Here is a 25,198-nt window from a genome sequence, read left to right as displayed (position 1 = left end):
CGCCTATGGCGCTTTTCGCTCAGCAAGACCTGGCCGGCGACCGCCTGCCCTACGCCCGACTGCGGGACGGCCGCACCGTCGTGCTCCGCGACGGCTCGTTGATGCAGTGCCTGCATCTGGAAGGCTTTGCGTTCGAGACGGCGGACACGCCGGAGCTCAACCACCGCCACGCCGCCCGCGAAAGCGCCATGCGGGCCATCGCCCATAGCCGTTACGTCATCCACCACCACATCCTGCGCCGCCGAGTGACGGTGGCGCCGCCGGCCGTTGACGCCGACCCGGTCTCGGCCCTGATCGACGCGCGCTGGCGCGAGCGGATCGCTTCGCGTCGCCTGTTCGTCAACGACCTGTTCGTGACGATCCTGCGCCGGCCGCCCAAGGGTAAGGTCGGCTTGATCGAACGCGCCGGTGGGCTGTTTTCCAAGGGCTTCACCCCGGCCGAGCGCGAAGCGGCCCTGGCCCGAGAGGTCCGCGAGCTGGACGGCGCCCGCGAGGCGGTCATGGCGGCCTTCAGCGGCTATGGCGCGCGCCAGCTCGACGCCTACCAGACCGACAATGGCGTCTGCTCCGAGCCGCTGGAGCTGCTGTCGGCGCTGTACAACGGCGAGCTACGTCCGATGCTGGCGCCCGACGGCGACGCCGGTCACCACCTACCCTATAACCGCACCAGCTTCGGACTCGACGCCATCGAGCAGAAGGGCCCCGGCGGCAAGAGCTTCGCGGCGATCCTGTCGCTGAAGGAATACCCGCCGCACGCTCATGCCGGCATGCTGGACGCCCTGCTGCGCCTGCCTTGCGAAATGACGCTCAGCGAGAGCTTCGCCTTTGTCGATCGCCAGGTTTCGACGGAGCGGGTGTCGCTGGCCCTGCGCCGCTTCCGGGCGGCCGACGACGACGCCCAGTCCCTGCGTCGCGGCTTGATGGAGGCCAAGGACGACCTCAGCTCGGGCCGCTCGGCGATGGGCGAGCATCACCTCTCCGTACTGGTCCGGGCGCAGGACCTGGAAACCCTCGACCGCGCCTGCGCGGACGCGGCCTCTGCCCTGGCGGACCTGGGCGGCGTCGCGGTTCGCGAGACCCTGAACCTGGAGCCCGCGTTCTGGGCGCAATTCCCCGGCAACGAGAAGTATATCGCCCGCCGCGCCATGATCTCGACCGGCGCCTTCGCCGGCTTCGCCAGCTTCCACGGCTTCCCGGTGGGGACGGCCGACGGGAACCACTGGGGGCCTGCAGTGACGGTGCTCGAGACCACCAGCGCCACGCCCTACTTCTTCAACTTTCACAAGGCCGATCTCGGCAACTTCACGGTCATCGGGCCGTCCGGCTCGGGCAAGACCGTCCTGTTGAACTTCCTGACGGCCCAGGCCCAGCGGTTCGCGCCCCGGACCATCTTCTTCGACAAGGATCGCGGCGCGGAGATCTTCCTGCGCGCCGTCGGCGGCCACTATGCGACCCTGCGCCCGGGCGAGATCACCGGCTTCAACCCGCTGCAGCTGGAGGGCTCTCCGGCCGACCGCGCGTTCCTGCGCGCCCTGATCGGCAAGCTCGTCACCAAACCTGGCGAGACGCTCACCTCTGAGGACGAGACCACCATCGCGGCCGCCGTCGAGGCCAACTACGACCAGGAGCCGGGCTATCGCCGCCTGCGCTACTTCGCCGAACTGCTGGCGGGCGGACGTCGACCGCAGGAGGGCGACCTGGCCTCGCGCTTGGCGCCCTGGATCGGCCGGGGCGAGCACGCCTGGCTGTTCGACAACCCAACAGATCGACTGGACCTGAACGCCCGCACGCTTGGCTTCGACATGACCGCGCTGTTGGACGATCCCAACTTGCGCACGCCGGCCATGATGTACCTGTTCCACCGGGTCGAACAGCGTCTCGACGGTGAACCGACCATCATCCTGATCGACGAGGGCTGGAAGGCCCTCGACGACGAGGTCTTCGCCGCGCGCATCCGCGACTGGATGAAGACCCTGCGCAAGCGCAACGCCATCCTGGGCTTTGGCACCCAGTCGGCCCGCGACGCGCTGGACAGCCGCATCGCCTCGGCGATCATCGAGCAAGCCGGCGCCCAGGTGTTCATGCCCAACCCGCGCGCCACGCCCGAAGACTATTGCGCGGGCTTCGGCCTGACGGCGCACGAATTGGAGCTGGTCCGCAACCTGCCGGCCCACGCGCGCGCGTTCTTGGTCAAACACGAGAACCATAGCGTCGTCGCGCGGCTGGACCTTGGCGGACAGCCGGAGTTGCTGACGCTGCTCTCGGGCCGCGAAGCCACGGTGCGCCGCCTGGACGATCTCCGCGCGCGCTTTGGCGACCACCCCGCCGGCTGGTGGCGCCACTTGCTTGGAACCGACTGGCCCGGGCGGCCGATCGAGACAGGAGGCCAGCCGGACGTCCGACTGGTGGGCGCACGATGAGCAGCTGCAGCGCCTTCAATTCAGCCGCGGCGACCGGCGTCAGCCACGCTCTGATCTCGGTCGACTGCCACGTCGACGCGGCGGTCGCCAACGCCTATGGACGCCTGTTCGGCGGCGGCGGCGTCTTCTCGCTGGTCCTGACCGCGTTGCTGACGCTTTACGTCGGCTTCATCGCGCTGGGCTTCATGACCGGCCGCACACGCCTGAGCCTAGCCGGTTTGACGCCGCGCATCCTGGCCATCGGCCTGGTCCTGACCTTCGCCACCTCTTGGCCCGCCTACCACGCCATGGCCTATGGCTTCCTGGTCGGAGGGCCCGAAGAGATCCTACGTCAGCTGTCGGGCCCAACCGCCGGGGCGCGAGGCTTCGCGTTTCGATTAGACGCCCTGTTCGACCGCTTCGCCGACATCGCCAAGGCCCTGGGCGACTCCACGCCCGGCGCGTCAAAGGCCTTGGGCCCGCTGGCGGGTCCCCAGATGGCCTCGGCCCTGGTGTGGCTGAGCGGGCTCCTGCTGCTGCTGGGAACGGCCGGCGCCCTGGTCCTGACCCGGATCCTGCTGGCCCTGCTCTTGGCCTTGGGCCCGGTCTTTGTCGTCCTAGCGCTGTTCAAGTCGACGCGCGGCCTGTTCGAAGGCTGGCTGCGGACGGCCGTCATGTTCGCCCTCGCCCCGCTGCTGACCGTCCTGGCCGGCTCCGGCGCGGTCGCGTTGCTCAGCCCCCTGGTCGACGTCATCGCCGACGATCCCGCGTCCGCCGTAGCCGATCTGCGGCCGGTGCTGGAGCTCTTCATGGGCGCGGTCGTCTATGTCGGCCTGATGGCCATGCTGCTGTGGACCTGCGCCAGCCTGGTCCGCAACTGGCGGGTGTTCGGCGAAGACGCCGAACGCGAACCGGCGGTCACGGACATCCTCCAGCAGATGACCGCCGCCAGCGCGTCCTTCGCGCCGACGACCCTGTCGCCGGCTTCGATCGAGCCGCGGGCCGCCCAGGTCATCACCGCCTTGGACCGCGCCGCGACTACGGGCGCAGGCGCAGATGAGGCCGCCCGTATCGCCCAGGCCGTCGCTGTCCGCGTGGACGCCGTGCAGACGGTCTCGACCTCACGCGACAACGACGCCCGCCGCCGCAATGCGGGCCTCGGGCAACGCTACCGCCCGCAAGCCGCGTCCCTCGCAAAGCCTGTTTCCGGACTGGTCAAATGATGAAAGCCACCCTCTTCGCCGCCGCCAGCCTCGCCGCTGCGACGCCCGCCCACGCTGACCCTCGCATCCGTGAGCTGGCCTATGACCCCAAGGTCGTCGTCGCCCTGTCGGGGTGCCCGGGGTTTCAGTCGACCATCGCCTTCGCCGAGGGCGAGCGCATCGAAAACATCGCCATGGGCGACTCCAATCTTTGGCAGGTGACGCCGAACAAGCGCTCGGACCTGCTGTTCCTGAAGCCCACCCAACCGGCTGCGCACACCAACATGATGGTGGTCACCGACCGGCGTCGCTACAGTTTCGAGCTTTCGGTCCGCGGCGCCGCAGCCTGTAAGGCCGGACAAGTCGTCTACGATCTGCGCTTCACCTATCCGAACGAACCCAAGCCGCAGGCGATCGCGGAAACGGCTCCCCTTGCGCCGCCGGCTCCGGCTGAGGACGCGCCGCCGCCACCGGCCGCCCGCAACGCCGCCTACACCTTCACCGGCGCCAGCGCCAATGTGCCCGTGCGGGTCTTCGACGACGGCAAGTCGACCTGGCTGAAATGGGCGGACGGCGTCGCCGCGCCGGCGATCTACACCCTGGGTCCGGACAAGTCCGAGGCCATGGTCAACTACAGCGTCAAGGGTGACTACATCGTCGTCGACGCCGTGGCGCCGGCTCTGGTGCTGCGCCGAGGGGCCTCGGTGGCCACCCTCTATAACGACGCCTACCAGACCCCGCAGCTCGATGAGGCCGCGCCACAGCCGCGCGCCGCCGCCGAGGTCAAGCCCGCGAAGACCGGGCGTCTGGCCCGGCTGATCACCCCGACACAGGAGATCGCCCAATGAAGGCCTTTGGCATGAGCGCCGCTATCGATCCCCGGGACCAGATGTCGAGCGAGGACCTCCAGGCGGCCTCGACACGCGCCGCGCCGGAGATACCCCGCCGGTCCAAGAGCGCCGAGACCTTGGGCCTCGCCGCCGGCTTGCTTGTGGTGGTGGCGATGGGCGGCGTGGCCCTGGCCGGCCTCTCGCACGGCCGAGAAAGCCGCCAGGCGAACGCGGCCGCGCCGATCGCGGAGGAAACCGCTCCGCTCCCAGCGTCGCCGGTTGCGCCTCCGATCGCGCCGCCGCCCATCGTCGCGTCCCAGGCCACTCAGGCTCCGCCGACGATTGTCGCGGCGCCCGCCCCGCCCTCGCCGCTGCTGGTGCTGGACCAGAGCTCGCCCGCGCTTGCGTCCGCCGGGTCGGTCGGACGAACCGGCCCGGCCCAGGCGGCGACCTCGAAGAACGCGGTCTACTTCACCCCCGACGAACAGTTCGCGGGTCGCGCGGCTGAACAGGGCGTGCCGACCAGCACGGCCTCCCGTCTCTCCAACGCCAGTCACATGGTGGCCCAGGGTACGGTGATCGCGGCCGTCCTGGAGACAGCGGTCAATTCCGACCTGCCCGGCTACGCGCGCGCCATCGTCAGCCAGGACGTCCGCTCGTTCGACCGCAAGAGCGTTGTCATCCCGCGCGGATCGCGCCTGGTCGGCGAATACAAGAGCGCCGCGTCGATCGGTCAGTCGCGCGCCTTCATCGTCTGGACCCGGCTGCTGCGGCCCGATGGTGTGTCGGTGCAGCTGGGCTCGCCGACCACGGACGAGCTGGGCCAGGCGGGCCTGTCGGGTAAGGTCGATCGGCACTTCTGGCAGCGCTACGGTGGGGCGGTGCTCATGACCACGATCGCGGGCGCGGCGTCGTCCATCGGGGGGGGCTCGACGGTCGTGCTGGGCGCAACCACGGACGCCTCGGGCGCGTCCACGGCCCTGCAGAGCTCCGGCAAGATCTCGCCGACCATCCGCGTGCCGCAGGGCGCGCCGATCCAGGTCTTCGTGGCCCGGGACCTGGACTTCTCGGAGGCGGCGTCATGACCAACGTCACCGAACTCGCCGCCTTCGAAGGCGTCTATCTGAAGACCTATCTGAGGCCCTTCTCCCGCTGGCTCGAGCAGGAGGACGTCACCGAAATCCTGGTCAACAGGCCCGGCGAGGCCTGGATCGAGCGCTCGGGCCAACCGGCCATGCAGCGCGTCGAGGCGCCCGAGATCACCACCGACCTGCTCTCGCGCCTGGCGGCCCAGGTGGCGCGCGCCACGCACCAGGGCGTCAACCGCGAGAACCCTCTGCTGGCGGCCACCCTGCCCGGCGGCGAACGCATCCAGATGGTCGGCCCGCCCGCCGCCCACGATGGCTGGAGCTTGGCGATCCGCCGTCACCTGTCGATCGACGCCCCCTTGAGCGCCTTTTGCCGGGGCCCCTTGCGGTCCGAGCGAGCAGTCGCCTCCCGCCGGGACGCCGACTTGGCTTTCGAGGACCCGATCGGCTTCCTCAGCGCGGCCGTCGCCGCGCGCAAGACGATCCTGATCTCGGGCGGCACCTCATCCGGCAAGACCACCTTCCTCAACGCGCTGCTGGCGACCGTGCCGAAGGATGAGCGCGTGATCACGGTCGAGGACGCTCCGGAGATCGCGGTCCGTCACCCCAACGCCGTAAGGCTGGTGGCCGTGAAGGGCGAATTGGGCGAGGCCAAGGTGACGGTCGATGATCTGCTGCAGGCCTCGCTGAGGCTTCGGCCGGACCGGATCATCGTCGGCGAGATCCGCGGCAAGGAGGCCGCGACCTTCCTGCGCGCCATCAACACCGGCCACCCGGGCAGCTTCACGACAGTCCACGCCAACACGCCGGAAGGCGCGCTGGATCAGATTTCTCTGATGGTGATGCAGGCCGGGCTGTCGTTGAGCCGGAGCGAGACGCTCGACTACGTCCGTGGCCTCGTGGAGGTCGTCGTCCAGCTGGGACGCGTCGGCGGCGAGCGCCGCATCACCGACATCCGCGTCCATGATCGCGGACTGTAGAAGGCCCAAACGGATGGAATCGCCGAAGATGAGAGCCTGGCGCACGCCGCCCCAGAAACTCACTGTCGAAGAACAGCAATCGCTACGCGTTGGCCATCTCTCGGCCTATGGTATCATCGTCTACATGGCCGAAGACGATTTGCGACCGACCGAAGCGGACATCCTCATTGTCGATGACGATGACGCCCTCAGAACAGAGATGGCGAGCTACCTAGCCGGACACGGCTTCGTCGTTCACCTCGCCCGTGACGCCAAGGAGGCCAGGGCTCAGCTCCAGGCTCAGGCGATCCAACTGGTTGTGCTGGACGTCATGCTGCCGGGGGAAGACGGTCTTTCTCTGTGTCGCTCGTTGGCCGGATCGTCGGGCCCGAGCGTCCTGATGCTGTCGTCAATGGGCGAATCTATCGACCGCGTTCTCGGGCTCGAACTGGGCGCCGACGACTACGTCGTGAAGCCCGTCACGCCGCGTGAGCTGCTCGCCCGGGTGCGCGCGCTTCTGCGTCGACGCGGTGGCGGCGGCGAGGCGCCGGCGAGTCGGACGGCGATCTACGCGTTCTCCGGTTTCCGGTTCGACCTAGTGCGCCGTCAGCTGCGCGCGCCGGACGAGACAGTGATCATGCTGACGCCGGGCGAGCTTTCCCTGCTGGGCGCGCTTGTCGAGAATCCGCAGCGCGTCCTCTCGCGCGAAGAACTGGCGCGGCTCTCTCGCGGCGAGTCGCAGATCTCGCTGGATCGCGCGATCGACATCCAGATCAGCCGGCTGCGGAAAAAGCTCAACGAGCAGAGCCAGACCGAGGTGATCAAGACGCACAGGGGCTTGGGCTACATCCTCGACGCCAAGGTCGCGAGGGTTTGAGCATGGCTTCCTGGGCGCAGTGGCGGGCCGGCGCCGTTCCGCTAAGGTTTCAGATTGTCGCGCTGTTGCTGGTGGTGCTGGTCGTGGCCCAGCTCGCCACGCTGGGCCTGACGATCCTATTGCCCTCCAAGCCAACGCCCAAGTACCGCATGATGGACGTCGCCCTCGCTTTGAAGGGCGGACCTCTGAAAGGCGACAATCCTCGCCCGCTGGAACGCGTCGAGCGCTCGCAACCGCCCAATCTCGAGAGCCCTAACTGGGTCGTCTCCGAGCAATCGCGCGCCGAGCTCGCCCGCATGCTGGACGCGCCGGTGACCCAGGTGCGGATTCTCTTCTATGCGCCCCCCTCCCTGACGGCCGGCGCTCCGATCGTGAACTTATCGGCCGCTCAGCCGGCGCCAGGCGTCCAAGACGCGGCCTATGTCGAGCAAGAAGATCAACCACGCCTGATCCAGGCGGCCTGGCACGGCGCGGGAGAGGCTCAGTCCGGCCCTGGCGCCCCCCCAGGCGGCGCCCCGCCCATGGGCGGAGGCTTTCCCGGCGGCGGCTTTCCCGGCGGCGGATTTCCGGCAGGCGCGCCCGCCCGCCCGCCTTCGCCGCCCACAGTCCCGCCCGCCGCCGTACGCCCAGCGCCGCCACCGGTCGTGGGGGCGCCGACCGCACCTAGCGGTTCCGCCACTATGAACCGCCCCCCAGCGCCGGGCGTGTCGGCCGGGCCGGCCGCCGCAGCCGCGCCCCCCGTGTCGCCCCCTGTTTCGCCTGCGGGACCGCTCCAGATCGGCTCGCCCAGCCCCGGAGGCGTCGGCGCCCCGTCGCCGATCCTGACCAGCCGCGCAGCGCCTGCTCCGGCGCTGAAGGAGCCTTTCAACGCGCCGTCGCCTCTCCAGGCCGAACAAGCGCGCGCCGCAGATCCGGTCACGCCTCGATCGGTGACGCCCGAGACCCCGGTCGCCGCGGCTCAAGCGCCTCGCGATGAGACCTTCGAAAACGCCGCCCGGATCGGCCCGATCACCGGCCAAGAGTCCGCAGGCGTCGACGCGGCGGATACGGGCGGCTACCTGCTGCCCTCGGACAACGCCCCGCCCAAGAGCTTCCTGGGCCTGTCCCCGCCGCCGTTCGTGCAGGGCGATTTCGTCGCCGCGCTGCAGGTCGCGCCGGATCGGTGGATCACCGTCCAACCGGCGCCGGAAACCTTTCCCAACACGTTCCAGCGGCGCACCGCGCTCTGGTTCCTGCTTTCAGCGTTGGTGGTCGTGCCCGTCGGCCTGATCTTTGCGCGCCGCTTGGCCCAGCCGCTCGTGGAGTTCGCGGACGCAGCCGAACGCCTGGGTCGCGACCCTTCGGGTCAGCTCGCCCCGCTGGCAGGGCCGGCCGAGATCGGCCGCGCCGCCGCCGCCTTCAATCTCATGCAGAAGCGCCTGAAGCGCTATATCGACGACCGCACCGCCATGGTCGGTGCGATCAGCCATGACCTGCGCACGCCGCTCGCCCGGATGCGGTTCCGTCTGGAGCGGATCGACTCCGAGGTGAAGGCGGGCATGTCTCACGACATCACTCAGATGGACGAGATGATCAGCGCCGTCCTGGCCTTTATCCGCGATTCCAGTGAGCCTTCCGTCCGCGAACGGGTCGAATTGCGCTCTATTCTGGAATGCGTGGTCGACAACGCCGCGATCATGGGCGGCGACGTTACGCTCGATCCGGGTGATCGGGTGCCGGTCGACGTCGACAGTCTGAGCGTCGAGCGGGTGCTGACCAATCTGGTCGACAACGCTCTCAAATATGGCGACCGCGCCCGCGTTCGGGTCTTCGAAGACGGCGGCGACGTGATCGCGGAGGTGCAGGACTACGGATCCGGCCTGCCGGACGAGGAGTTGGAGAAGGTTTTCCTGCCGTTCTATCGCTCAGACCACTCGCGAAACCTCAACAAGACCGGGATCGGCCTCGGCTTGGCGGTCTCGCGCTCGATCGCGCGCGCCCATGGCGGCGACGTCAGCTTAAGTCGCGGCGAGCATGGCCTGAAAGCTCAGCTACGCCTGCCGCGCGCGCCCCTGGTGGCCTAGAGGCTTTAGCCTGAGATCAGAATCGATTTCAGGCGCAAAAAAGGCTCCAAATCCGATACTTGGAGCGTATTAGTAGGCGAAATCGGTTCCCACTTTCGGCCTCACGCCCAAGAGCCTTTTTCGAGCGAAGGGGTTCCGGTTCGCGTGAAAAAATGCGCCAAACAGAAGATTACAGCTCACGGCCTGACGCAGTCAGGTCGTGAAAGGCTCTAGAACAGCAAGCGCGCGCCGGCGGAACCGGTCGTCATGTCTCCGCCGAGGGCGCCCAGGGTGCGTACGGCCCCGACATCCAGATACAGCCGGTGGTCGACACGCCAGGTGGCGGATGCGCCCACTTCCGCCCAAGCATCCGAGGTGCGGCCGCTTTGGGCGGAGGGGTTGAACGCCCCGCGCATGCCCGATGAGAGCGCGGCCGAGGCGTTTGTGGTCTGGAAGCGGGTCAGGCGCAGACTGACGCTATCGCCATGGGAGGCCCCAAAGAACTTGTCGACCCGCAAGCCCGCGCCCAGTGTCACGCCGGTCTCACGGGTCTCAAACTCGCTTCCGCCCCTGGGGCCGATCTGCCCCCGCAGAGCCCGCGACTTGATCCATTGCAGCGACGCCGACGGCGTCACGCTCCAGGAGCGACCGATCCATCGCACGGCGCCGAGGTCGCCCCCCGCGCCATAGACGGGACTGTGGGAGAAACCCGCGACGTCTCGTTCGCCCAGATCGGTGACCACGGACTTGTAGTGCTGCCGCCCAAGCGAGACGTAGCCATCATAGAACCAAGCGCCATGGACGGCTCCAGCAGACAGGAACCCGATCGTGTAGGTCGATGGCAGGGTGACGTCGACCTGGCGTACCGCCGAGCCGAACCGCGTCACGCTGGCGCTGACGTAGCCGCGCCCAATCTTCCGCGTCACCGCCAGAGAGCCGAAACTGTGGGCTTGGTCGTTGTCGCGTGCGAACGCCCCCCCTGTGGTCGTGACCATCCAGCGCGGCTCGGCCTCGGCTGCGGTCGCCTGGGTGGCCAGCAAGGCCAGCGTCAGAGAAAGGGCGAAGCGAAACATCGAGTAGCCGGATGGCGCGAGGAGACGATACTCATCTGCAGCATCTCACAGACCAAGCGCAAGACGGCCGCCGCGCTCCGGTCAATCCGTTAGGGGGGCGGAGGCAAGCCCCTCTTCAACGACGACCGGCCTCAAAGGAAACCGGCCGCCTGTTTACAGTCTGAGCCTAATTCGGGTGTAAACTCGGCTCTAGAACGGGATCTCGTCGTCCAGATCCGCCGAGAAGCTCTCGCGCGGACCGCTGGGCTGGCTGCGCTGGCCGCCGCCGAAGCTGGAGCCGCCACCCGAATAGCCGCCGCCGTACTCATCGCCGCCGCCCGACGACATGCCCGCGTCACCACCGCGGCCGCCCAGCATGGTCAGTTCGCCGCGGAACTTCTGCAGCACGATCTCGGTGGAGTACTTCTCCTGACCGGTGTTGTCGGTCCACTTGCGGGTCTGCAGCGCGCCCTCGATGTAGACCGTCGAGCCCTTGCGCAGATACTGCTCGGCGACCTTGACGAGGTTGTCGTTGAAGATGACCACGCGGTGCCACTCGGTCTTTTCCTTGCGCTCGCCGCTGTTGCGGTCGCGCCAGGTTTCCGACGTCGCGATGCGCAGGTTGGCGACGCGGTCGCCGGAACCGAGGCTGCGGATCTCGGGATCGGCGCCGAGGTTGCCCACCAGAATGACCTTGTTGACGCTGCCCGCCATCGCTTGGACCTTGCTCTCGCCCGGCGACCCATGCGCCGGAATCTGGAGCGGGACGTTAGCGACCCGCTAATCCAGACGCAAGTTTTGTTCCCGTAACGTTCTTGTGGGCAAGAAAGAGCCTTGTGGACGGACGATCGGCGCGCCTGATCAGAGCGGGTCGATCAGATCGGATGAAAAGAGCGCTATTTCAAAATCTTAGAACGATTTCGGGCCCGATCACCATTTCACGCTGATCGAAGAACGCTCCGGAGCCGCCCTACTCGGCTGGAACGCGCCGAACAGCGCCCGGGACCGCCAGACGACCATCGCCCGTGCGCACGAGCGACATGAAGCGCGGTCCTTCGTAGGTCTGACCCACATAGATCCCTTCCTTCTCGAGGAAGATGAAGGATCCCTGGTAGGCGCCAACCATGCCGCGGTTGTTGGACTGACCCAGGCGCACGAACCGGATGCGCATGCCCTCAAGCGTCGCTGCACATTCCTCCAGATGGGTCACGTTCCGGCTGACCGGATTGAAGCGCAGCGTCTTGTCCTTGTTGGTCGCCACGTGGAAGCAGACGCCCGACTCGAACGGCGCCTTGGTCTGCTTTTGACAGCCGGCGAGCACGAGACCCGAAGCGGCGAGGACAGCGGCGGCGAGGACGATCTTCTTCATGGATTACACTTATAAACCTATCCGACGTTCGGGATAGAGCAGTTCGCGGCCTGCTCGAACGCGGTGTGGAAGCTGCGGTTGTCCGACGAAATCTCGACGCGGCCCGGGACCAGACGCAGCGTCTCCTCGCCCCAACGGCCATAGGTCGCGCCGCCCGGCTTTTCACACCGACCGCCGAACAACTGCTGAGCACAGGCGTTCAGGGTGATGTCGCCCGGGAGTCTGCGCCATTCGTTGCCGGCATAGCGCCAGCACGCCGCCAGCGGGGCGTTGGCCGAGGCGGACGACGGAGTCGCCGGCGTGGTGGTCGCCGTGGGCGTCGTCACCAGTGGCGCGGTGTCGGTCGGAGTCGGCGGCAGCGGGGTCAGCACCATGCCGGCCTGATCGGCTGCGGCCAGCGCGCCGGTCTCGTCGACCCCGACGTCCAGCGCGCCGGTGGCGACCCCGTTCTTCTTGGCGCATTCGGCCAGGGTGATCTCGCCGACAAAGGCGCCGCCCACGAAGCAGCGCAGCGGACGAGCCGGATCAAGCTTGGTGTCGTCGGCGCGTCCAGTCTCGACGATCAGCCCCGCGCGAGACGCTGGCGGGTCCTCCGCCGGCTTCTTGTCATGGCCCGACATCAGGGCCACGGCGATGCCCAGACCCGCGACGAGCGCCAGCGCCGCGCCGCCGCCCAGGATGATCCGTCGATCTTTCAGAAAGTCCATGACACTTGGCTACGACGCGATGATGACGCTTTCAAGCGTGGCGGCCGTGGAAAAGGTAGGCTTAGCCGCCTGTCAGGCGATTGAGCGCGGCTTGATAGTTGGCGACCTGGTTCTTCAGATAGGCCGGAACCGTACCGCCGGTCTTGCCTGAACCCGTCGTGCCGTCGCTCTTGATGCCCAGCGCCGTGTCGGCGATCTCGCGATAGGCCGTGCGAACCTGCGACATGGCCCGCGTAATGACCATGTTGGCGTTCTTGCGTCCTGCTTCGGTCGTCAGGTCCAGTTCAGGCGGCAATTGCAGCCCATAGACGGGACCGCTGCCGTCCGCCGAAACGGTCTTGCCGTCCTCGGTCTTGGTCGCGCGCACCACGCCGCCGGCTATGCCCAGCGAGCGCAGGACGTCGGTTCCGCCCTTGCCGGGTATGATTTCGATCGTGGCGTTGTTGGAGGCGGGACTGATCTTCAGGACGCGACTGTTGCCGCTTGTGGCGGTCTCGACCTTGGCGCGGAAGCCTGAGGCGCGCTTGATCTTGTCAGCCAGGGTCTCGAGCGTGTCGTTGGCGTCGATCGTGACCGTCGTCAGCGCGCCGCGCTCACGCGTGCGGATCTGGAAGGTGTCGCCGGCCCGCGCCGCCGTGGCCGACACGATGCGATTGGACTGGCTGAAATCCATCGTCCCGCCAGGCAGCCCGAAGGCGTCCAGGGCCGAAGCGCCTGACGACGAGACCGCAACCGAGGTCGGCGCGGCGTAGCCGTCCTTGCCGGTGACGCGCTGGCTCCAGTCAACGGCGCCGGTGCCGACATTGACCTGGGCGACATAGCCGTCCTTGGTCCCGACCGTCTCTTCGCCGTCCAGGTTCTTGCCGGCTGCGCCGACCAGCCAGGCGGTGCCGTTGGAGACCGCGAAACCCGTCACCGTGTCGTCGCCGGTTCCGCCGTAGTAGGTGAGCGTATCGCTGGTGGTGTCGGAGATGTCGAGCGACATCCGGCCGACAAAGCCGTCCATGCCGCCCGACGGCGCGGTCGTCGCGCCCCCGATCGACATCAGATTGTTGGCCGTGTAGCCGCCAACATAGAGCTGACCGCCGTCGATCTTCAGGCCGACGATCTCGCCCCCCGCCAGCGAGCCCAGGTCACGGGTCGCGCCAGCGGTGAGGGTCGCGGTCTTGGTGTAGGTGACAGGCACGCTTTCATAGGCGCCGTACTGGTTCAGCTTGGTCACGTTCTCGGTCACCACCGATGGGGTGACCTCGAAGCTGCGCAGCATCGCCTGGCCGTTCTCCTTGGACCCGACGATGACCTGCGAACCATTGACGACAATATCCGACACCGAGTCGTTCTCGGCTGTGCCGAACTTCTGGGTGAACAGCGCCTTGGGTTGGCCGTTACCGTCGGTCGCGAAGGCCGAGAGATAGGCGTCCCAGCCGCCGGAGGGGTCCGTCCCCACCGAGCCTGGCAGATCAGACTTGCTGCGACCGCCAACATAGAGGACGCCGTTGGCGCCGAACGCCAGGGCGGTGGCCTCGTCTTCCTGTAGGCCGCCGCGACGCACCGTCCACTGCTCGTCGCCCTTGGCGTCGTAGCGGGTCACGAAGCTGTCGGTGGTGCTCGAACTGTCGCTGTTGTTGATCGGCCCATTGACCGCGCCTTGCAGCCGGCCGCTGACTGAACCCGCCACGGCGACGCTACCGTCACTGGCGACGGCCAGCGACAGGCCGCTGGCGTTGTCGGTGGCCCCCAGCGAACGCGCGTAGAGAAGATGACCCGCGCTGTCGTACTTGAGCAGCGCGACATCGCTCTCGCCCTTGATCGGCTGGCCGTTGATATCGGTCTTGCCGTCGACGGCGGTCGATACATCGGCCAGCATGTAGACCGAGCCGTCCGCGCCGGTGACCGACTTGCGGACACTGGAAATGGTGCCTTGAAGCGTCTCGCTGAAGACCTTGCCGCCGGGCGCTCCCGCGCCAGGCCCACCGGCGGTTCCGGCGGCGCTGTACTTGGTCAGCGTGGTCTCGAACACGCCATCGTCGGTCTCGGCTTTCTTGTCGGGATCCGGATCGCCGGCTCGGGTCGTGACATAAACCGCAGGCGCCGTCGTCGGCGCGCTGAAGGTCAGTTGCTCGACAGAGTCGCCGTTGACCCGAAGTGCAAAGTCATCCCCGGTGGCCGGCAGCTTCACCGGCTTGCCGTTGACCTGCACGGTGCGCTCCTGCCCCACCGTCCGCTGAACCGAGAAGTCGGTGTTGAACCCAGCCGCCTTCATCTTGCCGTTCATATAGCTGACGACATTGGACATGGTCCGGGGCGTCGCGCCCATCTCGGACAGGTCCATAGTGACGCTCGAGGTGACCCCAAAGCTCTTCACAGAGATGTCGAACGAGACATTGCCCTTGAAGCGGGGGATCTCGTCGTCGAACTGGCCGGTGTAAAGCGTATCGGTCGTGTAGCTGTAGGTGGCTTTCGGCACGCCGACCGTGCCCTTGTCGCTGGTCATGACCGCGCCGGTCGTCAGGCGCATCTGGTCTAGCGACAGGTTCTGGACATAGCCGCTGATCTCGCCGAGCCCCTTGCTCAAGGCCGTCTGCAAGCGGGAAACTTCGCCGTCGGTCACGCCCTTCTCGCCAGCGCGCGTCGCCAGGGCCGAAAGGGTGTTGAGCGCCTGGTAGGTGGCGAACAGCTTCTTGTAGTCGGCGCTGACGCCCTTGAGGCTCGATGTGTTGGCGCCCTCGTCGATGAACTTTCGGCCGGCCAGAGCGGTTCGGACGAGATCGCTGGCCGGCGGCGAGGCGTTGCTCAGCCAGGGCGCGTTTGGCACGACGGCCTTGGATCGTGACGCCGTGGTCGAAACACCGGACGCGCCGGCGCCTGTCAGGCCCGTACGGGCCTGATAGTAGCTGAGCAGCGCGCTGGAATCGAAAGTGATCACGGCGAGTCCTGGCCGGGGCGCGAATCTCCCCGCTCATACCCTTGCCCTAGGATCGCTGATGACTCGTTAAGACTTCAGATTAAGCGGCGATAAGGTGAGCGTCCGACAGCGCGCGACGCGCTGCTTCGCGCAGTTCTGACCATTCGGATGCGAGGATGCCAAGCAGCACCACGTCACGCGGCTGACCGTCCTTCAGAACATGGCCGCGCAGGTAGCCTTCGCGACGGAAACCGGCGGCCGATTGCGCCTTCAGAGCCGCGTCATTGTCGGCCATCACCTCGGCGAAGACCTTGTGCAGACCCAGCTCCTGGAAGGCGTGATCCAAGCCCAGCACCTGGGCGGCGCGACCAACGCCCCTGCCCCGCGCCTCAGCCGAACCGAGGAACCAGTTCCAACTCGCGCGACGATGATGGCTGGTCAGCCCCGTCAGCGTTAGGAGCCCCATCGGCGCGCCGCCTCGGGTGATCATCCAGCCGCGCATATCGGGATCGCTCCGCAGCGCCCTAAACCACACGGCATGCGCTTCGCGGCTGGGAAGATCGGCGTCGGACATCCAGCGGTCGACCTCGGGTTCGGACCGCCACTGAAAGAGGGTCGCCTCGTCCTCGTCCAACAAGTCGCGCAGTTCGATCATGCTCGTAGCCGAATCCCCGGTTCGCCCAGCGGCAGCTTAGCCCCTGGGCGCGACGGGACCTAGCTCTACTAGCCCTTGAACAGGGACAGGATGATCTCAGGCGCGCTATTGGCGATCGAAAGGGCCTGAGCGCCCAGCTGCTGCTTGACCTGCAGCGCCTGGAGGCGCGCGCTTTCCTTTGCGAGGTCGGCGTCGACAAGATTGCCGACCCCAGTTTCCAGAACGTCGGTCAGCTTGGCGACAAAGGTGTTGTGAGCGTCAATCTGCTTGGCCTGGGTGCCAATATTGCCCACGGCCTGGTTCACCGCGCTGAGGGTCGCGTCCAGGCGCGTCAGCACGTCGGCGGCGGTCGTGGTCGTCAGGATGTCGTCCGTAGCCGTCAGCGTATTGATCGTGCCGCCCAGCGACAGGTTCTGCAGGGCCAGGGTGATCGATTGGCCAGCATCCGCGTCGGCGAGGAACGCCATGTCGGCGGCTTGGCTGCCATTGAGCAGGTTGGCGCCGTCGAACGTCGCGCTGCTGATCACCTGGTTGAGGTTCTTGACCAGGCCCTGGAAGTCGGCGTTGAGGGCTTGGCGGGAGGTGGTGGTCAGCGAGGTGTCCTTGGCGGCCACGACCTTTTCGCGCATCAGCTTGAGCAGATCCGAAACGGACTCCCCCGCCGCGAGCGCCACGTCAGCGATCGATGTCGCGCGATCCAGGCTCATCTTCACGGCGCTCAAGGCGCTCATGTCGGCGCGCTGCGCTTGGGCGATCGACCAGACGGCGGCGTTGTCCTTGGCCGTCGAGATGGCTTCACCCGTATTGATACGGGTCTGCACCGCCTGCATGTCGTCGTTGGTGCGGTTTAGATTCTGCAGCGCGATCAGCGCGGGCTGGTTCGTGTTGACGCTAAGCGCCATGCGCGGCCTCCGATCGGCGATTTTGCCGTTGGTTGCGATCGCGCGCGATTCGGCGTGCGATCAAATCGCAGCCGAGATTGGTCTCAGAAAGTAAGATTATGGTTAACGCTTATAAACCATACCTCTTAACACCCGCGACAGGCGGTCGCGGGTCGGGGCGAACGGCCGGCTAAACGGCCTTAAGCCTGCCCGTCGAACACGTCTCCGCTCTCATAGTCTGGGCCGTCACGCATCTTCAGGATCTCCTCGCGAGGAAACTGCTGAAGCGTCTCGCCCGTGCGACGATCCACGGTCTTGTAGACATAGGCGCCCGAGGCGTCGTCATGCTCGATCACCAAGCGCAGATCGCCCGGCTGGGGACCGTCATCGACGGGCTTCTCAGGCTCGGCGGCTAGCTGACGCTCGGCCTTGAGCGCCATCTCGGCCTCAACAGCCTTCTCGGGCTGACCCACAACGACCTTAGCGCCCTCGGAGAGGTCCGGGGCGTTCGACGGCGCGACAGGGGCTATAAAGTCTCTGATGGCCGACAGTGCGGCTTTAGGTTCCATTTCTTAAACGCCGACGTTTATCGGTCGGCCCTCCTTTTCTGTTGAGGAAGATCCCGCAACCGAACCGGAGAAGGCGGGGGCGAACCAGACGACTCGCCCCCGTCCCTGCCCCTTAACGGAACAGGCTCAGGATCGAAGACGAGGACTGGTTCGCGATCGACAGCGCCTGGACGCCCAGCTGCTGCTTGGTTTGCAGCGACTGCAGCTTGGCGCTTTCCTTGGCGAGATCGGCGTCCACCAGGTTGCCCACGCCGGCGTCCAGGCTGTCTTGCAGCTTGCCGACGAAGGTCAGGTGGGTGTCGAGACCGACCGAGCTGGTGCCCAGCGAGGCCAGCTTGTTGGTCGCCGTCTGCAGCGCGGTGTCGATCGTGCCGATCATCGTCTTGGCGGCGGCGGCCGTGGTGAAGGTCGAGGTGGTCGTCAGACCAATACCCGCCAGGGAGATGGTCTTGGCGTTGACCGTGAAGCCGGTGCCGTCCGAGTTGGCCAGGAAGGTCAGCTTGGTGGTCGAGCCGTCCGCGATGCTGACGCCGTTGAACTTGGCGTTCGTCGCGGCCTTTTCGATCTGGTCACGCAGCGAGTCGAAGTCCGACTTCAGGGCGTTGAACGAGGCGGTGTTCAGCGAGGTGTCGGAAGCGGCCAGGGCCTTTTCCTTCATCTTGCCCAGCAGGTCGGTGATGGTGTCGCCGGCGGCGAGCGCGACGTCGATCGTCGACTGGCCGCGTTGCAGCGAGTCCTTCACGGCGTTCATGCTGTTGGCGGTGGCCGACTGGTTCTTGGCGGTCGCCCAGATGGCGCCGTTGTCCTTGGCGCTGGCGATCTTCTTGCCCGTGTTGATCCGCTGCTGAACGGTCGTCAACTCGGAGTTCGTGCTGTTGAGGTTTTGCAGGGCGATCAGAGCGCCCGCGTTCGTATTGATGCTGTTCAGCGCCATAACGAAAGAGTCCTTTTCAAGGTGTCCGACGCCATTTTGGCTGCCGGGAGCATTTTGCTCGGAAGGACCTGAAGCAATTGCCGGGCCAATTCTGCCCACCGGCAACGTCGCGCTAAATCACTGAAAAATATACGTTATAGTTCCATTAACGACGAAGGCTCCCGGCAATTTCTGCCGAGAGCCTTTCGCCATGGGAAATTGTTGCCGGGCACTATCTGCGCACCCAGCAGGAAAGAGGCGCCGGACGGCTTTTGACGGCCGTCCGGCGTATCGGGGTCACCCCTTGAACAGCGACAGGATCGTCTGCGGCGTCTGATTGGCGATCGAGAGCGCCTGGACACCCAGCTGCTGCTTGGTTTGCAGCGACTGGAGCTTGGCGCTTTCTTTGGCCAGATCCGCATCGACCAGGTTGCCCACACCGGCGTCCAGGCTGTCCTGCAGCTTGCCCACGAAGGTCAGGTGCGTATCCAGACCGACAGAGGACGTACCCAGGGACGACAGCTTGTTCGTCGCCGTCTGCAACGAGGTAGTGATCGTCGCGATCATCGTCTTGGCCGTAGCAGCGTCGGTGAAGGTCGAGGCCGCCGTCAGACCAATGCCCGTGAGGGACAGGGTCTGCGCAGTCACCGTGAAGTTGCTGCCATCCTCGTTGGCGAGGAAGGACAACTTGGTGGTGCTGCCGTCAGCGAGGCTGACGCCGTTGAACTTCGCGTTCTCCGCGGCCTTTTGAAGCTGGTCGCGCAGAGACTCGAAGTCCGCCTTGAGAGCGTTGAACGAGGCGGTGTTCAGCGAGGTGTCGGAAGCGGCCAGGGCCTTTTCCTTCATCTTCGAGAGCAGATCCGTGATGGTGTCACCCGCAGCGAGCGCCACATCGATCGTCGACTGACCGCGTTGGAGAGAGTCCTTCACGGAGTTCAACGATGACGCGGTCGCACCCTGCATCTTGGCCATCGACCAGATCGCGCCATTGTCCTTGGCGTTAGCGACCTTCTTGCCAGTGTTGATACGGCCCTGAGTGGCGGAGAGCTCCGTGTTAGTTGCGTTCAGGTTCTGGAGCGCCAGCAGCGCACCAGGATTGGTGTTGATCGAGTTCAGCATTTGACACCTACCGTTTTGGTGGGATTTGTCCGGCGTATTGCCGGGCTGGCGTTTTGCCCGCGCGAACCATCGCAAGCGGCGGGCCAGCCCCGCGCCAAAATCGAAGAAAAATATCTATTTGTTTTTGCTGATCTTTTTAAGATCTACCGACCAAAACAACACCGCCCGGCGAATGCAACATTCGCCGGGCGGCAGCTTTTTCCAGAGAGACTGGGCAAGACATACAGTCTTGCCCGAAAGGCAGAATCAGGCCGCGTCGGCGCGACCAGCCAGCCCCTGCATGATCATGCGATTGATCTCGATGAGGGGTTCAAAATCCTCCTCCTTGCGCATGACCGCGCTGGAGTGGCGCCCCACCCAGAGGCTAAGCGAAATAATGCTGGCGCGCAGCTCCATCGGGAGCTGGTTCTCAGGGAGCGCGCAGTCGGTCGCGAGCGCGGACCAGACCTTGCGGTTCCAGTCCAGCGCATCGATCCGCGTGGCGATGTCGTCCGCCGGGGCCTGCGACGCGTCCATCAGGGCGCGCGTCACCTGCCCGAACAGGCGGTACTCCATTTCACGGGGATTCTCAGCCCGCGTCGCCGCCTGCTGATACGCCCGAAGAGACATGCCCCAACCTCTCGTCTTCGTACTCGATAAGCTTCCGGCTCAGCATCAGAGCCTTGTAGTATTCTCGCGCCATCACGTGCTTGGAGATGGCGATGCAGTCTTGGAGGACCGCAGGATTCCGCACAACGCCCATGAATTCGTTAAGGCGCGTAGCGAATTCCTCGTAAAATTTCTCCGCGCCGCTCTCGTCGAGATACATCATCATCACCGGAAAATAGATGTGACGCGCAGGCGTCGTCACCTGATCCGGTTGCATGATGTCCTTCTCGCGAAGGACGGACGCCTTGTTCTGGAGAACCAGAACACCGCGTCGATCCCCGTTCTGCACGACAGCGCCGTTAAGAACGAACTTTTCCCCAGGCTTCAGCGACAGCTTCAAAGGCACTTGATGCCGCTCCCTTTCATTGACGCTGCGAGCCCAGATCCGCCAGGGCGGCGGCTTGGACGGCAAGCTAGGCGAACACGTGTTAACGCCACCTTGCCACCCCGAACGACCGCGCTTGCGACCGTAAGACGCAGCTTAGGACTCAGTTAAGCATAGCGCCTCAAAACATGGTTAACAGCAAAGTCTAAGGCCTCCGCCATGTCCCGTAAAAGCGCCCTCGAATCCTCGGCAAGCGTCCTGGCCCAGGCCGATGTCGGCGCTTCGGGCATCCACCCCAGCGTTATCGCCAACGCCATGGGCGATTCGGCGTCCGCCGAGGCGCTGGAGCGCCTGAATCGGGCGGCGCAGGACACCAAGAACGTCGATAACGCCAAACATTTGGCGCGCGCGATCCAGGCCGTGCAGCTGCAGGACTACGCCAAGGCCGACAAGCTGGCCCTGAAGCTGTTGGAGAAGGACGAGCGACTGGGCCTGGCCTGGCACATCCTGGCGATCGCACGCGAGAAGACCGGCGATTTCGCGTCCTCGCTGCAAGCTTATGAGGCCGCGCTGGCTCTGCTGCCCGACCATGGTCCCGTCGCCGGCGACCTGGGCCGTTTGGCCTTCCGCATGAATATGCCGGAGCTGGCGGCCAAGTTCTTCGCACACTATCGCCTCGCCCGGCCCGACGATGTCGAGGGCGCCAACAACCTGGCGTGCGCCCTGCGCGAGCTTAATCGCGAAGGCGAAGCCATCGAGGTCCTCAAGGCCGCCCTGGGCGCCAACCCCGAGGCTGCGGTGCTGTGGAACACGCTGGGCACGGTGCTTTGCAATATCGGCGACGCTGCGGGCTCGATCGTGTTCTTCGACGAGGCCCTGCGCCTGGCGCCCGACTTCGCAAAAGCCTATCACAACCGCGCCTTCGCCAGACTCGATCTGGGCGAGATAGAGGCCGCACTGGCCGACTGCGAAGCCGCCATGCGCAGACCAGGCTCGCCGGAAGATCTGGCGATGATGCAGTTCGCCCGCGCCACAATTCTCCTGGCGCTGGGCCGTGTCGCCGAAGGCTGGGAAGCCTATGAGTCGCGCTTCTCGCCGGCGCTGAGCGACGCGCCTCGGTTCCAGATTCCTGGCGTCCGCTGGTCAGGACAGGACCTCAAAGGCAAGCGCTTGATGATCACCACCGAGCAGGGCCTGGGCGACGAGGTGATGTTCGCCAACATGTTGCCCGACATCGTCGAAGCCTTGGGCCCAGACGGCTTCCTGTCGCTGGCGGTCGAGCGCCGTCTGGCGCCGCTGTTCGAGCGCACCTTCCCGAAGGTCGAGGTGACCGCCCACCGCACGGTCGCCTACGAAGGCCGCGTGTTTCGGGCCGCGCCCTATATCGAGAACTGGGATCGCTTCGACTATTGGGCGGCCATCGGCGACTTCCTGCCGAGCCTTCGCTCCACCGCCGAGGCGTTTCCCAAGCGCAACGCCTTCCTGCAGCCGGATCCGGCGCGGGTGGCCCACTGGAAGGCAGAGCTCGAGAAGCTTGGCCCCGGTCCGAAAGTCGGCCTGCTCTGGAAGAGCCTGAAACTGAATGCGGAGCGCGCGCGGCAGTTTTCGCCCTTCCACCTGTGGGAGCCGGTTCTGCACACGCCAGGCGTGGTGTTCGTGAACCTGCAGTATGGCGACTGCGAAGAAGAGATCGCCTTCGCCAAGGAAGAGCTGGGCGTGGAGATCTGGCAGCCGGAAGGCATTGATCTGAAGGCCGACCTCGACGACGTGGCCGCTCTCTGCGCGGCGGTGGACCTGGTGATCGGGTTCTCCAACGCCACGATCAATCTGGCCGGTGCGGTGGGGACGCCGATCTTCATGCTGACCGGCGCCTCATCCTGGACCCGCCTAGGCACCGACCATTACCCTTGGTATCCGAGCGTTCGCTGCTTCGTCACCGAGCAGTACGGGGTCTGGGAACCGACCATGGGCCGCGTCGCCGCCGCTCTGCGCGATTTCGCCGCATCCTGACCGCCCATCGCACTTGAGACGGATCAAAGCCTGACCCGTCGGACGCGGCAGACTGGTGCGCGGTCGGGGCTTTGCCTCGACTGTTCGCAACAGCGTTTGGCGGCGTGTTCCTGGCCCGAACTCCGAACCGCCGACAGCGCGAGGGTTCAGGGCGAGGACCATGGTGGCGGTGAGACTGCGGAATCTCGTCGAGAGCGATCGCGAGAGGCTTCTGATCTGGCGCAACAGCCCGGATGTCTCGGCCTATATGTACTCCGACCACAAGATCGGCCACGAGGAGCACGACCACTGGTTCGATGTGGCGCGGCACGATCCGCGCCGACGCTACTGGATCATTGAGGCCGACAGCGAGCCCGTGGGCCTGGCCAATCTGGCCGATATCGATCTCGTCCACCGTCGCTGCGCGTGGGCCTACTATCTGGCCAGCCCCAAGGTGCGCGGCCTCGGCGTTGGATCATTCGTCGAATTCCAGATTATCGAATACGTGTTCAACCAACTGCACTTGAACAAGCTATGGTGCGAGGTGCTGATCTCGAATGAGAGCGTCTGGCGGCTGCACGAACTGTACGGCTTCCAGCGTGAGGCGCTGTTCCGGCAACATGTGATGAAGCAGGGCCACGAGGTCGATGTGATCGGCCTGGGGCTGTTGGCCAGCGACTGGGCCGCTCGACGCGACGCCATGGCCGAGCGCCTGCGCGCCAAGGGCTACGTGATCCCCGATCGAACCTGCCGCGCGGCCTGAGCACCACCTTCCCTATCGACACCCTTGCCAAGCGCGCGAGCGCCGGTAGTTTGATCCGCTAAATTTGAACAACTGTTCGAACCGGATCCGATTCCGGCGGAGATAGGCATGAGCCAGCGCTTCGAAGGTACTTCCGACTATGTGGCCACCGACGACCTGAAGGTCGCGGTCAACGCGGCCGTGGCGCTTGAGCGTCCGCTTCTGATCAAGGGTGAGCCCGGTACGGGCAAGACCGTGCTGGCCTATGAGGTCGCCAAGGCGATGGGCGCGCCGCTGATCACCTGGCACATCAAGTCGACGACCAAGGCCCAGCAGGGCCTCTACGAATACGACGCCGTCACCCGTCTGCGCGACAGCCAGTTAGGCGACGAGCGCGTCAAGGACGTCAAGAACTACATCAAGAAGGGCAAGCTCTGGGAGGCCTTCGAGAGCGAGGTCCGCCCGGTGCTGCTGATCGACGAGATCGACAAGGCCGATATCGAATTCCCGAACGACCTCCTGCAGGAGCTCGATCGCATGGAGTTCTTCGTCTACGAGACGGGCGAGACCATCAAGGCCAAGGTGCGGCCGGTGATGATCATCACCTCGAACAACGAGAAGGAACTGCCGGACGCGTTCCTGCGCCGCTGCTTCTTCCACTATATCCGCTTCCCGGAAGCCGAGACGATGCAGGCCATCGTCGATGTCCACTTCCCGGGCATCAAGCAGAAGCTGGTCGCCGAGGCGCTGCGCATCTTCTACGACATGCGCAAGGTGCCAGGCTTGAAGAAGAAGCCCTCGACGTCTGAGTTGCTGGACTGGCTGAAGCTGCTGCTGGTCGAGGACATCGACGATCAGGTCCTGCGCGAGAAGGATCCGACCAAGCTGATCCCGCCGCTCCATGGCGCGCTGCTGAAAAACGAGCAGGACGTCCATCTGTTCGAACGTCTGGCGTTCCTCGCCCGCCGCGAAGGCTCGGGCGCTCGTCCGGGCCAGTAAGGCGTCCGCAGCGAAACGGCCGTTACCGGGATTTCACTGGACGCGCGCCAGACGCGCGGCCACCTTCCCGCTCATCAGGGGACGGCCGAGGAAACACCATGCGTCATTCGAACTGGCGGTTTGCGACGCTGCTGATCGGCGTGGGCGCAGCCTTGAGCGCTTGTCAGCCTGCGGCGTCCGACAAGGATCACCGCGCTGAGCCCCACCTGGGTCGGGACGCCATCCGCGCCATTGAGCGCCTGGATTGTCCCGAGCGCCAGGGCGGGCTCACTCGGATTAGCGCCGCCGCTGACGGACTGTCGTGTTCGTACACCTCGAGTGAGGGAACGGTCGATCTGCGCCTTGTTCGCCTGAACGGCGGCGACGCAGAGGCCGCCCTGGCTCCGATCGAGGCTGAACTGAAGGGCGTGATTCCGACTCCTGCAGCGCCAGCCAAGCCTCCCGAAGCCCAGGACGGCAAGGACGGCAAGAACAAGACCAGCATCCATCTGCCGGGCGTGCACATCGACGCCCATGGCGACACCGCCGACATCCGCATCGGCCACCTGACGATCAACAGTGATGGCGAGACCGCCGAGGTGAAAGTCAACAAGAACGTCAACATCAAGACTGACGGCGGTCAGGCCTCGGTCAATGTCAACGCCCAGGACGCCCAAGAGGGCGACGTCACCATCAAGGCCAACGACAATGGGGCCGAGATCCGCGCCCTGAAGGGCGGCGACGCCGTGCGCTCGACGCTGATCCTGGCCAATGACAAGGCGCCGAACGGCTACCGCGTGGCGGGCTATGAGGCCCGCGGCCCCAAGGGCGGCCCCCTGGCCGTCGCGGTCGTCAAGGCCAAGAACCGCAACACCGACGACCATGACCTGTTCAAGGACATGAAGGCGCTCGTCCGCCACAACGTCGGCGGCTGAGCCGGCGCCAAGGG

The 25,198-nt window shown here is 65.9% G+C and carries 23 protein-coding genes; 11 read left to right on the top strand and 12 right to left on the bottom strand.

Annotated features, from left to right (window positions below):
• Positions 1-5 precede the first annotated feature (5 nt).
• From OVA11_RS10505 to OVA11_RS10475, 7 genes are read left to right on the top strand one after another with little or no spacing between them, the layout of a single operon-like run.
• Complete coding sequence (locus OVA11_RS10505) at positions 6-2,420, top strand: VirB4 family type IV secretion system protein (protein ID WP_268067332.1); 2,415 nt, start codon at positions 6-8, stop codon at positions 2,418-2,420.
• Positions 2,417-3,622 (top strand): type IV secretion system protein, encoded by a 1,206-nt coding sequence (locus OVA11_RS10500; RefSeq protein WP_268067330.1) that lies wholly within the window; start codon positions 2,417-2,419, stop codon positions 3,620-3,622. The genes OVA11_RS10505 and OVA11_RS10500 overlap by 4 nt, the downstream gene beginning before the upstream one ends.
• Positions 3,619-4,449, top strand: a complete 831-nt coding sequence (locus OVA11_RS10495) for a TrbG/VirB9 family P-type conjugative transfer protein (protein WP_268067328.1) — start codon at positions 3,619-3,621, stop codon at positions 4,447-4,449. Before OVA11_RS10500 ends, OVA11_RS10495 begins: the two co-directional genes overlap by 4 nt.
• A gap of 11 nt (positions 4,450-4,460) precedes the next feature.
• Positions 4,461-5,516, top strand: a complete 1,056-nt coding sequence (locus OVA11_RS10490; RefSeq protein WP_268067327.1) for a TrbI/VirB10 family protein — start codon at positions 4,461-4,463, stop codon at positions 5,514-5,516.
• On the top strand, positions 5,513-6,499 hold the full coding sequence (gene virB11, locus OVA11_RS10485) for a P-type DNA transfer ATPase VirB11 (RefSeq protein ID WP_268067326.1): 987 nt from the start codon (positions 5,513-5,515) through the stop codon (positions 6,497-6,499). The genes OVA11_RS10490 and virB11 overlap by 4 nt, the downstream gene beginning before the upstream one ends.
• Positions 6,500-6,527: 28 nt before the next feature.
• A complete protein-coding gene (locus tag OVA11_RS10480) occupies positions 6,528-7,355 on the top strand; it encodes a response regulator (protein ID WP_268067325.1) in 828 nt (275 codons plus the stop codon).
• A 2-nt stretch (positions 7,356-7,357) separates the two neighbouring features.
• Complete coding sequence (locus tag OVA11_RS10475; RefSeq protein WP_268067324.1) at positions 7,358-9,418, top strand: ATP-binding protein; 2,061 nt, start codon at positions 7,358-7,360, stop codon at positions 9,416-9,418.
• A 209-nt stretch (positions 9,419-9,627) separates the two neighbouring features.
• Here OVA11_RS10475 and OVA11_RS10470 read toward each other — a convergent pair whose 3' ends face one another.
• The 12 genes from OVA11_RS10470 to flbT form a co-directional block, all read right to left on the bottom strand.
• Positions 9,628-10,470 carry an autotransporter outer membrane beta-barrel domain-containing protein gene (locus OVA11_RS10470; RefSeq protein WP_268067323.1) on the bottom strand — a complete coding sequence of 281 codons (843 nt, stop codon included), beginning with the start codon at positions 10,468-10,470 and terminating at the stop codon, positions 9,628-9,630.
• 189 nt (positions 10,471-10,659) lie between these two features.
• Complete coding sequence (locus OVA11_RS10465; RefSeq protein WP_096033104.1) at positions 10,660-11,163, bottom strand: single-stranded DNA-binding protein; 504 nt, start codon at positions 11,161-11,163, stop codon at positions 10,660-10,662.
• 256 nt (positions 11,164-11,419) lie between these two features.
• Positions 11,420-11,818 (bottom strand): hypothetical protein, encoded by a 399-nt coding sequence (locus OVA11_RS10460; RefSeq protein ID WP_268067321.1) that lies wholly within the window; start codon positions 11,816-11,818, stop codon positions 11,420-11,422.
• A 17-nt stretch (positions 11,819-11,835) separates the two neighbouring features.
• Positions 11,836-12,525 (bottom strand): hypothetical protein, encoded by a 690-nt coding sequence (locus OVA11_RS10455; protein ID WP_268067320.1) that lies wholly within the window; start codon positions 12,523-12,525, stop codon positions 11,836-11,838.
• 61 nt (positions 12,526-12,586) lie between these two features.
• Positions 12,587-15,451, bottom strand: coding sequence for a regulatory protein FlaEY (gene flaEY / locus OVA11_RS10450; RefSeq protein ID WP_268067318.1), 2,865 nt, complete (start codon positions 15,449-15,451; stop codon positions 12,587-12,589).
• Between the two features lie 79 nt (positions 15,452-15,530).
• The gene (pseH, locus tag OVA11_RS10445; protein WP_268067317.1) at positions 15,531-16,085 is read right to left on the bottom strand and encodes a UDP-4-amino-4,6-dideoxy-N-acetyl-beta-L-altrosamine N-acetyltransferase; all 555 of its coding nucleotides are present in this window, start codon (positions 16,083-16,085) and stop codon (positions 15,531-15,533) included.
• A 68-nt stretch (positions 16,086-16,153) separates the two neighbouring features.
• Positions 16,154-16,987: a flagellin gene (locus OVA11_RS10440; RefSeq protein WP_268067316.1), complete on the bottom strand. Its 834-nt coding sequence runs from the start codon at positions 16,985-16,987 to the stop codon at positions 16,154-16,156.
• A gap of 179 nt (positions 16,988-17,166) precedes the next feature.
• The gene (locus tag OVA11_RS10435) at positions 17,167-17,535 is read right to left on the bottom strand and encodes a hypothetical protein (protein WP_268067315.1); all 369 of its coding nucleotides are present in this window, start codon (positions 17,533-17,535) and stop codon (positions 17,167-17,169) included.
• Between the two features lie 112 nt (positions 17,536-17,647).
• Positions 17,648-18,469 (bottom strand): flagellin FljK, encoded by an 822-nt coding sequence (fljK, locus tag OVA11_RS10430; RefSeq protein WP_268067314.1) that lies wholly within the window; start codon positions 18,467-18,469, stop codon positions 17,648-17,650.
• Between the two features lie 276 nt (positions 18,470-18,745).
• Positions 18,746-19,567, bottom strand: a complete 822-nt coding sequence (gene fljL, locus OVA11_RS10425; protein WP_268067313.1) for a flagellin FljL — start codon at positions 19,565-19,567, stop codon at positions 18,746-18,748.
• Between the two features lie 246 nt (positions 19,568-19,813).
• Positions 19,814-20,176: a flagellar biosynthesis regulator FlaF gene (gene flaF / locus OVA11_RS10420; protein WP_010919335.1), complete on the bottom strand. Its 363-nt coding sequence runs from the start codon at positions 20,174-20,176 to the stop codon at positions 19,814-19,816.
• Positions 20,136-20,561 carry a flagellar biosynthesis repressor FlbT gene (flbT, locus tag OVA11_RS10415; protein WP_268067312.1) on the bottom strand — a complete coding sequence of 142 codons (426 nt, stop codon included), beginning with the start codon at positions 20,559-20,561 and terminating at the stop codon, positions 20,136-20,138. The genes flaF and flbT overlap by 41 nt, the downstream gene beginning before the upstream one ends.
• Positions 20,562-20,759: 198 nt before the next feature.
• Between flbT and flmG the strand changes: the two genes are divergently transcribed.
• The 4 genes from flmG to OVA11_RS10395 all read left to right on the top strand — a co-directional run bounded on the left by flmG (position 20,760) and on the right by OVA11_RS10395 (position 25,184).
• Complete coding sequence (gene flmG / locus OVA11_RS10410; protein ID WP_268067311.1) at positions 20,760-22,550, top strand: glycosyltransferase FlmG; 1,791 nt, start codon at positions 20,760-20,762, stop codon at positions 22,548-22,550.
• 160 nt (positions 22,551-22,710) lie between these two features.
• Complete coding sequence (gene pseH, locus OVA11_RS10405; RefSeq protein ID WP_268067310.1) at positions 22,711-23,292, top strand: UDP-4-amino-4,6-dideoxy-N-acetyl-beta-L-altrosamine N-acetyltransferase; 582 nt, start codon at positions 22,711-22,713, stop codon at positions 23,290-23,292.
• 108 nt (positions 23,293-23,400) lie between these two features.
• Entirely contained in the window at positions 23,401-24,270 is an 870-nt protein-coding gene (locus OVA11_RS10400; protein WP_268067309.1) for an AAA family ATPase, read from the top strand.
• A 98-nt stretch (positions 24,271-24,368) separates the two neighbouring features.
• The gene (locus tag OVA11_RS10395; protein WP_268067308.1) at positions 24,369-25,184 is read left to right on the top strand and encodes a hypothetical protein; all 816 of its coding nucleotides are present in this window, start codon (positions 24,369-24,371) and stop codon (positions 25,182-25,184) included.
• Positions 25,185-25,198: the final 14 nt, after the last annotated feature.

It is taken from the genome of Caulobacter sp. SL161 (assembly GCF_026672375.1).
Lineage (GTDB): Bacteria > Pseudomonadota > Alphaproteobacteria > Caulobacterales > Caulobacteraceae > Caulobacter.
The sequence above is the reverse complement of the archived record's forward strand: the minus strand, read 5'-3'. Positions and strand labels throughout refer to the sequence as shown.

Coding starts and splice junctions, on each gene's coding strand:
- OVA11_RS10505 (WP_268067332.1), top strand. CDS start 6: ATGGCGCTTTTCGCTCAGCAAGACCTGGCCGGCGACCGCCTGCCCTAC.
- OVA11_RS10500 (WP_268067330.1), top strand. CDS start 2,417: ATGAGCAGCTGCAGCGCCTTCAATTCAGCCGCGGCGACCGGCGTCAGC.
- OVA11_RS10495 (WP_268067328.1), top strand. CDS start 3,619: ATGATGAAAGCCACCCTCTTCGCCGCCGCCAGCCTCGCCGCTGCGACG.
- OVA11_RS10490 (WP_268067327.1), top strand. CDS start 4,461: ATGAGCGCCGCTATCGATCCCCGGGACCAGATGTCGAGCGAGGACCTC.
- virB11 (WP_268067326.1), top strand. CDS start 5,513: ATGACCAACGTCACCGAACTCGCCGCCTTCGAAGGCGTCTATCTGAAG.
- OVA11_RS10480 (WP_268067325.1), top strand. CDS start 6,528: ATGAGAGCCTGGCGCACGCCGCCCCAGAAACTCACTGTCGAAGAACAG.
- OVA11_RS10475 (WP_268067324.1), top strand. CDS start 7,358: ATGGCTTCCTGGGCGCAGTGGCGGGCCGGCGCCGTTCCGCTAAGGTTT.
- OVA11_RS10470 (WP_268067323.1), bottom strand. CDS start 10,470: ATGTTTCGCTTCGCCCTTTCTCTGACGCTGGCCTTGCTGGCCACCCAG.
- OVA11_RS10465 (WP_096033104.1), bottom strand. CDS start 11,163: ATGGCGGGCAGCGTCAACAAGGTCATTCTGGTGGGCAACCTCGGCGCC.
- OVA11_RS10460 (WP_268067321.1), bottom strand. CDS start 11,818: ATGAAGAAGATCGTCCTCGCCGCCGCTGTCCTCGCCGCTTCGGGTCTC.
- OVA11_RS10455 (WP_268067320.1), bottom strand. CDS start 12,525: ATGGACTTTCTGAAAGATCGACGGATCATCCTGGGCGGCGGCGCGGCG.
- pseH (WP_268067317.1), bottom strand. CDS start 16,085: ATGATCGAACTGCGCGACTTGTTGGACGAGGACGAGGCGACCCTCTTT.
- OVA11_RS10440 (WP_268067316.1), bottom strand. CDS start 16,987: ATGGCGCTTAGCGTCAACACGAACCAGCCCGCGCTGATCGCGCTGCAG.
- OVA11_RS10435 (WP_268067315.1), bottom strand. CDS start 17,535: ATGGAACCTAAAGCCGCACTGTCGGCCATCAGAGACTTTATAGCCCCT.
- fljK (WP_268067314.1), bottom strand. CDS start 18,469: ATGGCGCTGAACAGCATCAATACGAACGCGGGCGCTCTGATCGCCCTG.
- fljL (WP_268067313.1), bottom strand. CDS start 19,567: ATGCTGAACTCGATCAACACCAATCCTGGTGCGCTGCTGGCGCTCCAG.
- flaF (WP_010919335.1), bottom strand. CDS start 20,176: ATGTCTCTTCGGGCGTATCAGCAGGCGGCGACGCGGGCTGAGAATCCC.
- flmG (WP_268067311.1), top strand. CDS start 20,760: ATGTCCCGTAAAAGCGCCCTCGAATCCTCGGCAAGCGTCCTGGCCCAG.
- pseH (WP_268067310.1), top strand. CDS start 22,711: ATGGTGGCGGTGAGACTGCGGAATCTCGTCGAGAGCGATCGCGAGAGG.
- OVA11_RS10400 (WP_268067309.1), top strand. CDS start 23,401: ATGAGCCAGCGCTTCGAAGGTACTTCCGACTATGTGGCCACCGACGAC.
- OVA11_RS10395 (WP_268067308.1), top strand. CDS start 24,369: ATGCGTCATTCGAACTGGCGGTTTGCGACGCTGCTGATCGGCGTGGGC.